The sequence below is a fragment of the Methanococcus maripaludis genome (assembly GCF_002945325.1).
GTDB classification, from domain to species: domain Archaea; phylum AGJL01; class Methanococci; order Methanococcales; family Methanococcaceae; genus Methanococcus; species Methanococcus maripaludis.
Genome location: NZ_CP026606.1, coordinates 584,960 through 598,288, shown reverse-complemented (window position 1 = coordinate 598,288; position 13,329 = coordinate 584,960). Strand labels below are relative to the sequence as shown.

12 protein-coding genes are annotated in these 13,329 nt (G+C 32.0%); 9 read left to right on the top strand and 3 right to left on the bottom strand.

Translation table 11 applies throughout. From position 1 onward, the window contains the following. The first annotated feature begins 20 nt into the window (after positions 1-20). The 5 genes from MMJJ_RS03160 to MMJJ_RS03140 all read left to right on the top strand — a co-directional run bounded on the left by MMJJ_RS03160 (position 21) and on the right by MMJJ_RS03140 (position 5,376). On the top strand, positions 21-1,331 hold the full coding sequence (locus MMJJ_RS03160) for a helix-turn-helix transcriptional regulator (protein ID WP_244901560.1): 1,311 nt from the start codon (positions 21-23) through the stop codon (positions 1,329-1,331). 304 nt (positions 1,332-1,635) lie between these two features. Beyond that, positions 1,636-2,721, top strand: a complete 1,086-nt coding sequence (locus tag MMJJ_RS03155) for an MJ1255/VC2487 family glycosyltransferase (protein WP_104837648.1) — start codon at positions 1,636-1,638, stop codon at positions 2,719-2,721. A gap of 19 nt (positions 2,722-2,740) precedes the next feature. Beyond that, entirely contained in the window at positions 2,741-3,670 is a 930-nt protein-coding gene (cofD, locus tag MMJJ_RS03150) for a 2-phospho-L-lactate transferase (RefSeq protein ID WP_104838580.1), read from the top strand. A 105-nt stretch (positions 3,671-3,775) separates the two neighbouring features. Then, on the top strand, positions 3,776-4,576 hold the full coding sequence (locus tag MMJJ_RS03145; RefSeq protein ID WP_104837647.1) for a GTP cyclohydrolase III: 801 nt from the start codon (positions 3,776-3,778) through the stop codon (positions 4,574-4,576). Between the two features lie 29 nt (positions 4,577-4,605). After that, positions 4,606-5,376, top strand: coding sequence for an MJ0144 family RNA dihydrouridine synthase-like protein (locus MMJJ_RS03140; protein ID WP_104837646.1), 771 nt, complete (start codon positions 4,606-4,608; stop codon positions 5,374-5,376). Positions 5,377-5,390: 14 nt separating this feature from the next. On the opposite strand, the gene MMJJ_RS03135 is transcribed toward MMJJ_RS03140, so the two are convergent. After that, complete coding sequence (locus MMJJ_RS03135; protein ID WP_104837645.1) at positions 5,391-5,804, bottom strand: CBS domain-containing protein; 414 nt, start codon at positions 5,802-5,804, stop codon at positions 5,391-5,393. Positions 5,805-5,962: 158 nt separating this feature from the next. Here MMJJ_RS03135 and MMJJ_RS03130 point away from each other — a divergent pair, with 158 nt between their 5' ends. Beyond that, complete coding sequence (locus tag MMJJ_RS03130) at positions 5,963-6,883, top strand: DUF1611 domain-containing protein (protein WP_104837644.1); 921 nt, start codon at positions 5,963-5,965, stop codon at positions 6,881-6,883. 21 nt (positions 6,884-6,904) lie between these two features. On the opposite strand, the gene MMJJ_RS03125 is transcribed toward MMJJ_RS03130, so the two are convergent. After that, positions 6,905-8,065, bottom strand: a complete 1,161-nt coding sequence (locus tag MMJJ_RS03125; protein WP_104837643.1) for a GMC oxidoreductase — start codon at positions 8,063-8,065, stop codon at positions 6,905-6,907. Between the two features lie 131 nt (positions 8,066-8,196). On the opposite strand from MMJJ_RS03125, the gene MMJJ_RS03120 reads away from it, so the two are divergent. Next, the gene (locus MMJJ_RS03120) at positions 8,197-9,060 is read left to right on the top strand and encodes a ribose-phosphate diphosphokinase (protein ID WP_104837642.1); all 864 of its coding nucleotides are present in this window, start codon (positions 8,197-8,199) and stop codon (positions 9,058-9,060) included. Between the two features lie 67 nt (positions 9,061-9,127). On the opposite strand, the gene comD is transcribed toward MMJJ_RS03120, so the two are convergent. After that, a complete protein-coding gene (gene comD, locus MMJJ_RS03115) occupies positions 9,128-9,631 on the bottom strand; it encodes a sulfopyruvate decarboxylase subunit alpha (RefSeq protein ID WP_104837641.1) in 504 nt (167 codons plus the stop codon). 35 nt (positions 9,632-9,666) lie between these two features. On the opposite strand from comD, the gene MMJJ_RS03110 reads away from it, so the two are divergent. Beyond that, positions 9,667-10,944 carry a tRNA (N(6)-L-threonylcarbamoyladenosine(37)-C(2))-methylthiotransferase gene (locus MMJJ_RS03110; RefSeq protein WP_104837640.1) on the top strand — a complete coding sequence of 426 codons (1,278 nt, stop codon included), beginning with the start codon at positions 9,667-9,669 and terminating at the stop codon, positions 10,942-10,944. Between the two features lie 150 nt (positions 10,945-11,094). After that, positions 11,095-13,290 carry a methyl-accepting chemotaxis protein gene (locus MMJJ_RS03105; protein WP_104837639.1) on the top strand — a complete coding sequence of 732 codons (2,196 nt, stop codon included), beginning with the start codon at positions 11,095-11,097 and terminating at the stop codon, positions 13,288-13,290. Positions 13,291-13,329 lie beyond the last annotated feature (39 nt).

Here is a 13,329-nt window from a genome sequence, read left to right as displayed (position 1 = left end):
TGTATTTATTAGTCGCGCTAATGTTCTGCTCTATAAGTGCAGTTGATTCGTACCGTTTTGACGATTATTCTGTGATATATTCAATAGATCAAAACGATAATTTTTATGAAGAAATAAATTTGAAAATTTACAACAACAATTCTGATGATTTATACGAAATTAGTTATACAATTCCCCAGGAAACTTCAAATTTAACATTTAATTCTTCAAAAGAAATAGATTCTTATTCGATAACTACCGATGATGCAGGTGCAACCGAAGTTAGTGTCAAATTAACTGAACCAATTGGTCCGTGGCAGACTGGGGATTTACTGGTTAGTTTTACAGGGGAAGTTTCTGATATCGGCGGAAAAAAACAGGTATATATCATAGTTCCTGCATTTGATTCAAATTTCAAGCTCTCAGTACAGCTTCCCGAAGGGGCAGCCATCGTTTCGCCTGTAAAAGATGTTTTAAGTATAAGTCCTAGGGATTATACTGTTGGAACGAATGGTAAAAGTATATTTGTAGAATGGGAAAAAGAATTAACATCAGAAGAAAAATATTTTGAAGTTACTATAAATTATGTACTAACTGGCGTAATTACTCCTTCAACGACTGGCGAAAATAACGAAGATTTATACCGTGCAGTAAGCATTGTTTTAGCGGTACTCGTTGTTGCATTGATATTTTTTATATATCGGAATTATAATAAAGTAAAAATGATAAATGAACTTCAAAACGAGATAAATGGGTTAAACAAAGGCCTTGAAATATCGCATCTTAATTTACAAAATAAAAATAAGGAACTTCAAAGGTTAGAAGAATTAAACGAACACGTTTTAAAAGAATTGGATTTATCAAAAAATAAATTAAAAGATTATGAATTAAAAATTAATGAATTAAATGAAGAAATATTGCAGTGTAGGGATCAGGTTGGAAACCATACAAAATTAAAAGAAGAATTAAATTCAAAAGATGCAGTGATCAAAAGTTTAAATGATTACAAAAAATTATCTGAAGAACTTAAATTAAAAATTAATGAATTAAATGGACTCATTGGTGAAAAAGAAAGATATATTATTGAATTGAAAGAAAAAATCGGAGATTACGAGTCCCATAAAAGTGAAACATTAATGAATATATTAACGGATGACGAAAAACAGCTTATTGAATTAATTAGAGAGCACGGGTCAATTTCTCAAAAAGAAATCGTTGATGTAACTGGACTTACCAAACCAAAAGTTTCAAGAATGATTTCTGATCTTGAACAGAGAGGAATGGTTAGGAAAGTAAAAATTGGCAGAATTAATAAGATTGCTCTTTCAGAAGACTTAGATGGATCAATTTAAATGATTTATCCTCTAAAACTTATTTTTTTAAAATATATTTTTTACAATAGTAAACTATATGGGGTTTAAATGTACTCGTTTAAATCATAAATTCCAATGTTTGGATTAAGGATTTATTAATATAGTATAATTGTTAAATTGAAATCGAACAAGTATGGTGTGGATGTTTTAGGCTATCTAAATTGAAAATATCAGAAAATCCGATTTTTAATTTTTACCCCTTTTTAAGAATTACAGTGTTGAATTAGGTTATTTTCGAAACCAGGGTATTTTATAACTATTTGGGCTTATTTAGGTGAATATTATGAAAATACTTATTTCTATATGTGGTGAAGGGTTTGGACACACCACGCGCTGTATTGCAATTGGAAATGAACTTTCAAAAAAACACGAAGTCAAATATGCAGCATACGGCAAAAGTAAGGATTTTGTTGAAATGTCAGGGGGAGATGTTTTTGAAACATATCCTGAAATAAGGCTTTCTGGGAAAAACGGTAAGTTTGATGTTAAAAAGAGTATATTCAACAGTGATTATCACCCTGCACGGGCGATAAAAAAAGAAATGGACATAATAAAAGGTTATGATCCAGATCTGGTAATTTCAGACTGTAAATATAGTTCAGTTGTTGCATCAAAGGTTTTAAAAAAGCCTTATTATATAATAACGAATCAAAACTGCACTAAAACTGATAAAAAGGAAAAATACATTGTATATCCAGTAATGGAAATATTAAATGTTATAAACAAATCTGCAGAAAAAGTAATAATTCCAGATTTTCCACTGCCTTATACGGTGTGCGAATATAACTTAAAATTGTTAGAAAATCTTTCATTTATCGGTCCTTTAATTCGTTATGATGTAGTTCCTGAAGAAATTAGTGACGAAGGCTATATTTTATGTGTGATAGGTGGATTTGAATATCGATATAAAATATTGGAGCTTTTAAACAAGATTTCTGCTAAAAAAGGATTAAAAGTAAAGATGGTCTGCGGAAGTTATGATGTAGCAGAAAAACTTGAAAAAATAAAATCTAAAAATGTTGAAGTAATCCCTTTAACTACAAATATGGATGAACTTTTAAAAAAATGCTCATTCGTAGTATGTCATGGTGGACACTCGACACTAATGGAAGCTTCTTGTTTTGGAAAACCTGTAATAACTATTCCTGATTTGGATCACCCGGAACAGGAAAACAACGCGAAAAAAATATCTGACATGGAATGCGGAATTGCACTTTCATACAATACTATCGATAGTAACTTGGAAGAATCACTTGAAAAAATGATTTCAACTACAAAATATTATGAAAATTCCAAGAAATTGATGAATCTGTACCTTAAAAACAGTGGAACTGATAAGGTAATGGATATTGTGGAAAATGGACTTTAAATTTAAAAAAGTGAAAATTATGAAAATAACTATTCTTTCAGGCGGAACAGGAACCCCAAAATTAATTCAGGGTTTTAAAGAAATTCTTCCAAACGAAGATATTTCCGTTATTGTAAACACTGGTGAAGATACATATATTGGTGATATTTACCTGTCACCTGATATTGACACTGTTTTATACACGTTTTCTAACCTGATAAACGACGAAACTTGGTATGGGCTAAAGGGAGATACTTTCTTCTGTCATGAACAGCTTAAAAATTTTGGATTTGATGAAGTTTTGAGGATAGGAGACAAAGATCGAGCATTAAAAATGCATAAAACATCTCTTTTGAAAAAAGGAGTACCAATGTCTGAAATAGTGGATATTGAACGAAAATCTTTATCAATAAACTCAAAGATTTATCCAATGTCAAATGAAAAAATTGAATCCAAAGTTTTAATCGAAGAAAATAATGAAAAAATCCTTCTGAAATTTCACGATTTTTGGGTGTCAAGACGTGGAAATGCAAAAGTTTTAGATATATTCTACGAAAACTCAAATTATGCAAAAGCTGCAGTTGGGGTTTTGAAAGCAATTAAAGAAAGCGATTTTGTGATTATTGGTCCATCAAACCCGATAACATCAATTGGGCCAATTTTAAGCATTTCCGAGATAAAAAATGCATTAAAAGAAAAGCTGGTTTTTGCAGTTTCGCCAATAGTTGGTGAAAATCCTGTAAGTGGACCTGCTGGAACGCTAATGCATGCAAAAGGCTACCCTGTGAATGCAGTTGGAGTTTATGAATATTATAAAGATATTGTAGATGTTTTAGTTTTAGACAATAAAGATATTAACAAAAAGAAAGAAATAAATTGTGAAGTTTTATATGCTAATACGATAATGAAGACTATTGAAGATAAAATAAATCTCGCAAGAAATATCCTTGACTATTATAAATCCAAATAGTGATATTAAAAATATTATTGAGTAATATATTTATTGAGCATTAGGTTAATGTCAGGTTATTGCTTCGTAAACTGGAAAGTTAGCGGATTAATAAAGGAGATAATAATGATTCAAATAACCGTTGTACAAATTGATAATTACGGTCCATGGACAGTTACCCCCAATCCAAGAAGAGAAAGTGACTTACAGGCACTTCAATCAAGACTTTACTGCGATATGAACTTGCAATTTGGAGCACACAAAGGTCTTGCATTTTACACAAGATTTGACAATATTATTGCAATTACAAACGGAATTGATTTAGAAACCCACAAAAGAATTCAAAATAGTGTAAAAAATAGGTATCCATTTACTGTCAGCATGGCGGTAGCTTCAGCAGAAACTGCATACGAAGCTCAAAAACTTGCAACAGAAACGATTCAAGAATACGGCAGTGCACAAGACGACGTTAGAAAAGAAGTCTTGGATGTAGCTAATGAATTTGTATCAAATGGCTATGTGCAACTTGCACACGTTGATATAAATGATATAACTGGTAAATTAACCGATCTTGAAACTGCATACGATACTTATCTTTCAGTACAAAAAACAAAGCTTAAATTGATGGAAGAACTTAAAAAATACGATTCACTGGGCTTTTTCATTGGTGGGGACAACTTTATGTGTCCATGTAATGGAATGAACGAAAAAGATTTCCTTTGCATGTTTGAAGACATAAAAGATTCCTGTGGTATTGAATTAAAAGCAGGTATTGGTATTGGAAAAACTGCAGAAGATGCATCAAACCTTGCAGATATCGGTTTAGAAGTTATTCGAGAGGGAAAAACTGATTCCCAGGTTTACACCTTGAAGCAGGAAATCGATGAACAAAAAAATGTACCTTACAACTACATGTGCCCAATTTAAACTAATTCTTTTTTTATCTGGGATATTTTATGAAAAAATTAGATAAAATTTACAAGATTCCAAAAAAAATAGTCCTTGCTCCAATGGCCGGGATTACTGATGGCGATTTTTGTTTAAAATATAATGATACTTTTGGAATCGTGTGCCTTGGTGCATTTAATTTAGATTTTGACACAGATTTGGCAAGTAAAAAAATTCAAAATCGCGGAAGAAAAGAATTTATTTATGAGTTAAGTGAAATTGACGAAAAAATAAGTTTTGAAATTGAAAAAGCAAAAAAAAGTAATTCTTTAGTTTCTGTAAATATCCGTTTTAACGATTTTTCTAAAGCAGAATCTCATATAATCGAAATTTCAAAAAATGCAGATATTTTGGAATTAAACTGCCACTGCAGGCAGCCTGAAATAACTGATCTGAAACTTGGACAGAATTTATTAAAATTCGAAAATGAATCTAAATTAATTGATTTTTTAAAAAATATTCACAAATTAAATTTAGAAATTCCTATTTTTTTAAAATTACGGGCTAATTTTTTAAAAGCCGAAGAATTAATAAAATCGCTTGATAAAGTTAGAGTATATTTTGATGGAATACACATCGACTGTTTTAATCCTGGAAAAAATCATGCGGATTTAGAATACCTGAAAAAAATTAGGGAAAATTTCCCCGAAAAAATAATAATTGGCAACAATTCGGTTAATTCTGTTGAAAGTGCAAAAGAAATACTTGAATATGCCGATTTTGTATCTGTAGCACGGTGTGTACTGTCAAATAATATAGATTGGATTAATAAAATGTAACTAAAGTGGGGATTTTAGCATAGTTTTGAGATCGCCCTTAAAATATCTCCGTCGGAAAGTATTCCAACAAGTTTATTTTCGCTGTTAATTACCGGTAACTGGTTTATGATTTCTCTTCCATCTCCGTGAAGATCCATCTTTTTCAAAGCATCAACTGCAGATTCGTCCTGTTTGATCGTTACAACTTTTTTTGTCATAACATCTGCTATTGTGGTTTCTAAAGTATATTCATCGATAATTAAGTTATATCCTATGTCTGTAGTCGTTACAATACCGATTGTTTCGTTGTTTTGATTTACAACAGGCAGACAACTTATTTTATTTTTTAAAAGGGCTTCAAATGCTTCAACCACACCTGACTCAGGGCTAACTGAAACCACGTCACTGCTCATAATATTTTTAACAATTATTTCTTTGATTTTTTCCATTTTATTCTCCTGTTGTCTTTAATAATCCCAAAAGGTATTTAAATTAAATACTCAATTGTATATTAGATTTTAAATTTATTAAATAAACTATCGATTTCAAATAGAAAGCTTTAAATACTAATATTTTTTTAGACAAAAAATCAGCGGTTGAATGATATATGAAACGGGTAAATCTGTCTCATCATGATAAGGTGGCCAATGGAATCCGTCTTTTTGGAAATACGCTTATAGATGAGTTAAATTACGATACATTTATATGGACTAAAGAAATACTTGGCCCAGAAGACGTAAAAATTTGGAAAAAAACAATTGAAGAAGAAATTAAGAAAGGAAATAATATCTACAACATGGCAAGACTGTGCAGGGTTGGGGAAAACGATGATTTAAAAGACTTAGCTTTGAAATATGGTGTAAAATACTATGATTCATCAAATCCTAAAAAATACGATGAACTACAAGCTTATGCAAAAAGTGGACTTGATGGGGTTAATACAAAAGTAATGACAATCATGGGAACAAGCAGACAGTCTGGAAAATTCACAACCTGCATGATTTTAAAAAAAGAACTTGAAAAAAGAATTAATTTGGGAATTGTTGGAACAGAACCGCAGTCTTTAATTTGCGGTATTGATGAAATGGTGGTTCCTCAGACGATAGAAACCTGCCACTGTGCATCAACGATATTTGGGGCGGTAAAAAAACTTGATACTAAAAACAGGGATTTAATTATTGTTTCAAGTCAAACTGGGATATTTGCAGACACCTTAGAGGTTGGAACTGGAAGAGGTGGCGGTTTAATTAGTATTGCGGTTTTATTTGGTTCAAAACCTGATTTTACAATTTTAGCATCCGATACACAAGATTTAGAAATTATAAAAAAGAATATTTCTGCAATAGAACTTTTAAGTGGAAAACCCGTAATTGCAGTTACTCTAAATTCAAGATGCATGCGTGAAGAAAATTTGGAAGAATCGATTGAAAAAATGTCAAAAGAACTCGCGATACCTGTTATTGATGTTTTAAAAGGGATAAATCTCGATAAATTAATAAATGAAATTCTTCTGAAATTAAAAAATTAAATAAAAATAAAAAATTTAAAACTATTTTTTCAAATTTTCAACAAATTTATTTGAAATTGCCATAATTCCCAAAATTGGCGGAGCTCCCGGTGCTTTTGGAATTACTGATGCATCACACACGTATAATCCTTCAATTTCTGTTTCAAGGTTTTTATTAACGACTTTTCCAACTGCACACGTTCCTCCGGGGTGCGAGCCTCTTGGAACTGTTGAATAAATATTTTCAATTCCTAAATTATAAAGGTATTTTGAAGCTTTCGAAACGCCTTCACACAAAGTTCTCGTATCATTCATTGACATTTCTTTTTTTACGCTGTTTTCAAATACTTCTCCTGTATTTTCATCTTTAATTTTTACCATTAGGCCGAATACGTCGTTTTTATTTACTTCTTCAAATTCTGAAATTCTTTTATGCAGTAATTCTGAATAATGGGTTGCAAGTATAAAATCATCGTATTTTTTGTTTATCGCCATTGAAACTTCAGATTTTAACTTTGAATCTTTTAAAATTCCACCTACTGTTACAAAAGTGTCAATATACAAATTTTTACCAATTTCTTCATTATTTAATATAGTTTTTAAAATTCTTGGTGAATTTATTGCTCCAGCAGATACAATTACCTGTTTTGATCGGTAAATCCTAATTTCTCCACTTTTTTTATCGAGTGCTACTATCGAAAAAATGCCGTCCTGTTTTGCTAATTTCATTACAATCGTGTCTGTTACAATATCGTCGTTGTATTTTCTCAAAAAGTCACAGGGTATCCATTTAGCATCACATGGATCATGTGCACAGAGCCCGCAGTTTTTACAGAGTTCAAAGTTAATAAATTTTGGAGTTTTTGAAAAACCTGATTCTAAAAGTTTTTTTGAATTTTTTCTTAAGTAATCATCAGGAACGTCTGAAATTGATAACTCTTTTTCAATTTTTTCATATATTGGATCTTTTTTTGAAATATTGAACTCTTTTAAATCAATTCGAACTGCATTTGCAACAGAATAAACGCCTGTTCCACCAAATGAATTTGCATAGATTACTTCAACATTTTCTCCTTCGGATACATAGAAAGGATCACTTCCACTTTCAATCAGTCTTATATTCTGGTCTGGAAACGCCTCTTTTAACTCTTTAAATACTGTACTTCCCCCAACACCAGAACCTATCACAATAATGTCTTCCATGGTTTTACCTCAAAACTTACCGATAATTATAAATTATAATATAAAATACTCTTTTGATAGATTTTTTAAGATTCATAAAACACATTAACTTTTCGGTAAATATTATTTTATAAGAGAAATATGGTGACACCATGATTATTATTCCTGGCCTAAATTCACAAAATCTGGCCAAAGAAGTTGCAAAACTAACAAATTCGGAACTTGCAAGAGTGGAATCAAAGCAATTTCCTGACGGCGAAATATATGTTAGGGTTCACAATGAACTAAAAGGAAAAGATGCAGTTATAATTCAGACCCAAAACACGCAAAATGATTCAATTGTTGAAGCAATCCTAATGTGCGAAGCTTTAAGGGAAGAAGGAGTAAAAAGCATAACTTTAGTTGCACCATACCTTGCATACGCAAGACAGGATAAAAAATTCAATGCTGGAGAACCAATCAGCATAAAAGCGCTTGCAAAAGTATATTCAAGTATTTGTGACAGAATTATAACGATAAACCCTCACGAAACGCATATTGAAGAGTTTTTCGATATACCATTTATTTACGGGGATGCAATACCAAAATTAGCAGAACATGCAGGAGTAAAACTTGTAAATCCACTCGTGCTGTCCCCCGACAAAGGAGCAGTTGCACTTGCAAAAAGAGCAGCTGAAGAATTAAACTGCGAATGCGACTATTTGGAAAAAACAAGAATTTCTCCAACGGAAATTAAAATTGCGCCAAAAAATCTTGATGTATCTGGAAAAGATGTTTTAATTGTTGATGATATAATTTCAACAGGTGGAACGATGGCAACAGCAATTTCAATGTTGATTGAACAGGGTGCAAGAACAGTTATTGCTGCATGCGTTCACCCGGTTTTAATTGGGGATGCATTAAACAAACTCCACCTCGGAGGAGCTTCTGAAATTGTTGGAACAAACACGTACCCTTCAGAAGTTTCAAAAGTATGCGTTTCAACAATAATTGCAGACATATTAAACGGAGAATAATTAAAATAAAATAATTAACTATTTTTTAATTAAAATTAGAAAAAAGGAAAAGATATACTAAATTCGATTATTTGTCGTGTTCCCAGTAAAGTGCATCGAGAAGTATCGCTACAGGGTATTCCATGTTTATGGAAAGTTCTGAAGCATCTTTTATTAATTTATACGCTTCATCAGGAGTTTTTGGACTGAAATATGGAATTTCAACTGTTTCAAGCAATTTTTTGGTCCACTGGCCCATAGGAATTTGTGCAGAAATTTTTTCCTTTAAATCCCCCCGATGACTTATTATAATTAAAATAGGGATTTTATAAACTTTAACTAACGAACCTATCGCATTTATGGAGTTTCCAAGGCCAGAATTCTGCATCAAAAGCGCAGTTTTTCTGCCTCCAAGATACGCTCCAGCACAAACCCCGATTCCTTCCTCTTCACGAGTTACTGGGATGTGCTGAATATCTTTGTTATCATTTAGGTAATTTAAAACAGTTTTTAAATTTGCACAAGGAACACTCGTTACAAAATCAACCCCTGAATCTAGTATTGCTTTATAAACAGCTTCACTTGCATTCATAACTCCACCATCCGGTTTTTATTTTGGTGATAAAATTGAAAATTTACATTGAAGGATACGGCTGCACTTTAAACACTGCAGACACTGAAATAATAAAAAATTCAGTTAATGAATTTGAAGATTTTGAATTGACCGATAATGTGGACGATTCTGACATAATTGTCATAAATACCTGTATTGTCAGGCAGGAAACCGAACACAGAATGATTTCACGAATAGAATATTTCAAATCATTGGATAAAAAAGTTGTCGTAGCAGGATGCATGGCAAAAGCACTTTCCAAAAAAATTGAAAATCTTGCAGATGTTTTGATAATGCCAAGAGAAGCTCAGCATTCTGGAAACATCTTGAAAGATAAACTTTTAAAAGATTGTTTTGAAAAAAACAATGAATCAACTCAAAATTTAAATTTTGAAGATAGATTAAACGAAAAAATCAAAAAAGTAAGTTCGCAAGGATTAATTACCGCACTACCCATATGTGAAGGATGCCTTGGAAGTTGTACTTACTGCATTGTAAAACGTGCAAGAGGAAATTTAGTTTCATACGATCGAGATTTAATTGTTAAAAAGGCAGAAGAACTTGTAAAAACTGGCACAAAATGTTTGCTTGTAACTGCTCAAGATACGGCATGCTATGGGCTTGATAATAACGACAACCTTTCAAATTTAATAAATGATATTTCAGAAATTCCTGAAAAATTTGCAATGAGAATTGGAATGATGCACGCGAAATTCGCAGAACCAATACTTGACGAATTAATTGAATCTTTTAAGTCTGAAAAGGTCGTAAAATTCCTCCACCTTCCAATTCAAAGTGGTGATGACCAGGTTTTAAAAGATATGAACAGAAACTACACGGTTGATGAATTCATTTCTGTATTAAATGAATTTAAATCAAAAATTAAGAATTTAAACTTTACAACCGATGTAATTGTTGGATTCCCAACTGAAACAGAAGAAGCATTTCAAAACACTCTTGAAATTGTAAAAAAGATAAAACCTGACTTTACCCATGCTGCAAAATATTCTCAGAGAAAATACACAAAAGCAGCTGTTTTAAAACAGGTTGATACAAAAATAAGAAAAGAACGGTCTGAAATATTAAATGAATTAAGGCGGGAGTTAAGTTACGAAAATAATAAAAGACATATCGGTGAAACTTTCGAAATACTTGTAACCAAAGATAATATGGGAGTCACTGACAACTGTAAAAATGTAATTTTTGAAGAACCTACAAAAATCGGTGAGTTTAAGCGAGCTAAAATAACTGGTGCAAAGACTTTCGGACTTTCGGGTAAACTGATAAATTAATCTCTTTTTTTTCGATTTTATTTAATATTACACTTACATTTTTAATTCCTTTTTTAACCTTAAACCGATGTACCTACACAAAGACCCACATAAAAACAATATATAGTTAGGATTTGACAGAATAATTGGGGAGATATAAAGGTGTCACTAATGAAATTGGGTACTAAAAAAATTGGAACAAAACTTTTAATATTTTCAATAATAACAGTCATAATTCCAATTGCGATCCTCGGTATTGTTTCAAATAATACTATTACACAGGATATGAAGGAACAATCTGCGGATAAATTGGAATCAAGCAATGAGATGGCAAATACCATCATGGACAGTAGATTTACCGAACTTTGTACTTTGGCAGAATATGCCTCATACACTCAAGGTGTAAAAACTAGTATCAAAACTGGAAATGTAGATGACCTTGAATTAAGGGCTGAAACGCTCAAAAGTGCTTCTAACGCTGATTTGGTAATATTTACGGGTAATGGGGGAAGTACAATTGCTTCTTCATCTGGTGAAGGTATAACATTAGATTCAACAATTTTAAAAGTTTCAAAATCCTCTGAGAAATCAGGATTTGAAAAAATACCTGAACAAACTGCTTTAAAATTTAGTGATGCAGACGTTACAGGCACTGATTCGGCACTATCAATTGTGGTGGCGTATCCTATCTATGATGATGCAGGAACACTTGGATATGTTGCATTCATCGATGTTCTAAATAATGATCATGCTTTGGTTGATAGTATAAAAGCTTCAACTGGTGACGAATCTACGCTATTTTTAGAAAATTACAGAATATCCACGAGTGTAGTTTCAGGAAATAGCCGAGCTGTGGGAACCACTGCATCAGATGTAGTATATAACACAGTTGTAAAAGAAAACACTGAATTTATGGGTAGTGCAAATGTTGTTGGACAAAGTTTCCTTACAAAATATGTACCTCTAAAAGATTCAAATGGTGCTACAATAGGTATGCTCTTTGTAGGAACTCCAGAAGCTCAATTTACACAAATGGTCAACAATGCAAGAAATAATACGATAATTATTGCATTATTTGGACTGTTAATTGCTGTGGTTATTTCTTTAATTTCTTCAAGAAGTATTACAAAACCCCTCAATCAATTAGAAGATGGGGTACATAAATTTGGTAGCGGAAACTATGATCACACAATAACTGTGAAAACTGGCGATGAATTAGAGGATCTTGCAGATTCATTTAATAAAATGGCCAATGACATTAAAGAACTGCACTCAATACTGGATGCAGATAAGTTATCCCTTGCAAATACTTTAAAAGAAATATTTGAGGTTATGAATCACCTTGCAGAAGGAGACTTTTCAATAAGGGCTGACGAAAACAGGGAACGAAATAAACTTCAAAAAACAATTAACCATGCAATTGAAAATGTTTCAAAAATGATGGAAAATTTGAAGTCAGAAATCACAGTATTAAGTGGCGAACTTGAAGATGTTAGTGAAGGGCTGAAAAGAGCTAAAGAAACTTCAGAACAGGTTACCGATGCTGCAAATCAGGTTGCAACTGCTGCAGCTGATCAATCCGCAAAATTACAGGATACTTCCGATGACCTTGAAAAAACTGCGAAAGCTGCAGATATGGTATATAATGATGCAGAACAGAGCGTTGATTCAGCAATCGAAGTAAAAGATAATTCAGAAACTGGTGTTAAAAAGGTTGAAAATGCAATAGACACCATGCAGAAAATTACAAATGTAATTGACGAACTTGGAAAATCTATTCAAGAACTTGGGGAAGAATCCAAAAAAATCAACGAAGTTACAGTTTTAATTAAAGATGTTGCAGAACAGACTGGACTTTTAGCACTAAATGCATCAATTGAAGCTGCTCGTGCAGGAGATGCTGGAAAAGGCTTTGCTGTCGTTGCAAGTGAAATTAAATCTTTAGCAGAAGAAATTAAGAAATCCGTTGAAGATATCAATAGAACAATCAATGGAATTAACAAAAAAGTTGAAACAACAATTGATTTAGGCCTTGCAGGAAGAGATGAAGTTGATAGGGGAGTTGTTGCAATTGATGAAGTTAACAGCGCATTTATGAAAATAAAAGAAAGCGTTGAAACATCCGCAAAAATGATTGCACAAATTAAAGACAATGCTAAAAATGCATCGAACAATACTCAAGAAGCACTTAGAAACGTGCAAGATATCGCATCAATTTCCGAAGAGTTTGCAGCAACAGCAGAAGAGCTAACCGCATCCTCAGAAGAACAAAATAGGGCTGTTGAAGAAATAGATGCTTCAGCAGAGAGAATGATGGATATTTCAAGAAAATTAGCAGAAGATGCAGATGAATTTAAGACTAAATAAATACTAAGTAATTACTCTTTTTATTATTTTTAATTATTT

What these genes read in the sequence shown, in the direction of transcription:
- MMJJ_RS03160 (WP_244901560.1), top strand. Translation starts at nt 21, where the DNA reads ATGTTCTGCTCTATAAGTGCAGTTGATTCGTACCGTTTTGACGATTAT.
- MMJJ_RS03155 (WP_104837648.1), top strand. Translation starts at nt 1,636, where the DNA reads ATGAAAATACTTATTTCTATATGTGGTGAAGGGTTTGGACACACCACG.
- cofD (WP_104838580.1), top strand. Translation starts at nt 2,741, where the DNA reads ATGAAAATAACTATTCTTTCAGGCGGAACAGGAACCCCAAAATTAATT.
- MMJJ_RS03145 (WP_104837647.1), top strand. Translation starts at nt 3,776, where the DNA reads ATGATTCAAATAACCGTTGTACAAATTGATAATTACGGTCCATGGACA.
- MMJJ_RS03140 (WP_104837646.1), top strand. Translation starts at nt 4,606, where the DNA reads ATGAAAAAATTAGATAAAATTTACAAGATTCCAAAAAAAATAGTCCTT.
- MMJJ_RS03135 (WP_104837645.1), bottom strand. Translation starts at nt 5,804, where the DNA reads ATGGAAAAAATCAAAGAAATAATTGTTAAAAATATTATGAGCAGTGAC.
- MMJJ_RS03130 (WP_104837644.1), top strand. Translation starts at nt 5,963, where the DNA reads ATGAAACGGGTAAATCTGTCTCATCATGATAAGGTGGCCAATGGAATC.
- MMJJ_RS03125 (WP_104837643.1), bottom strand. Translation starts at nt 8,065, where the DNA reads ATGGAAGACATTATTGTGATAGGTTCTGGTGTTGGGGGAAGTACAGTA.
- MMJJ_RS03120 (WP_104837642.1), top strand. Translation starts at nt 8,197, where the DNA reads ATGATTATTATTCCTGGCCTAAATTCACAAAATCTGGCCAAAGAAGTT.
- comD (WP_104837641.1), bottom strand. Translation starts at nt 9,631, where the DNA reads ATGAATGCAAGTGAAGCTGTTTATAAAGCAATACTAGATTCAGGGGTT.
- MMJJ_RS03105 (WP_104837639.1), top strand. Translation starts at nt 11,095, where the DNA reads ATGAAATTGGGTACTAAAAAAATTGGAACAAAACTTTTAATATTTTCA.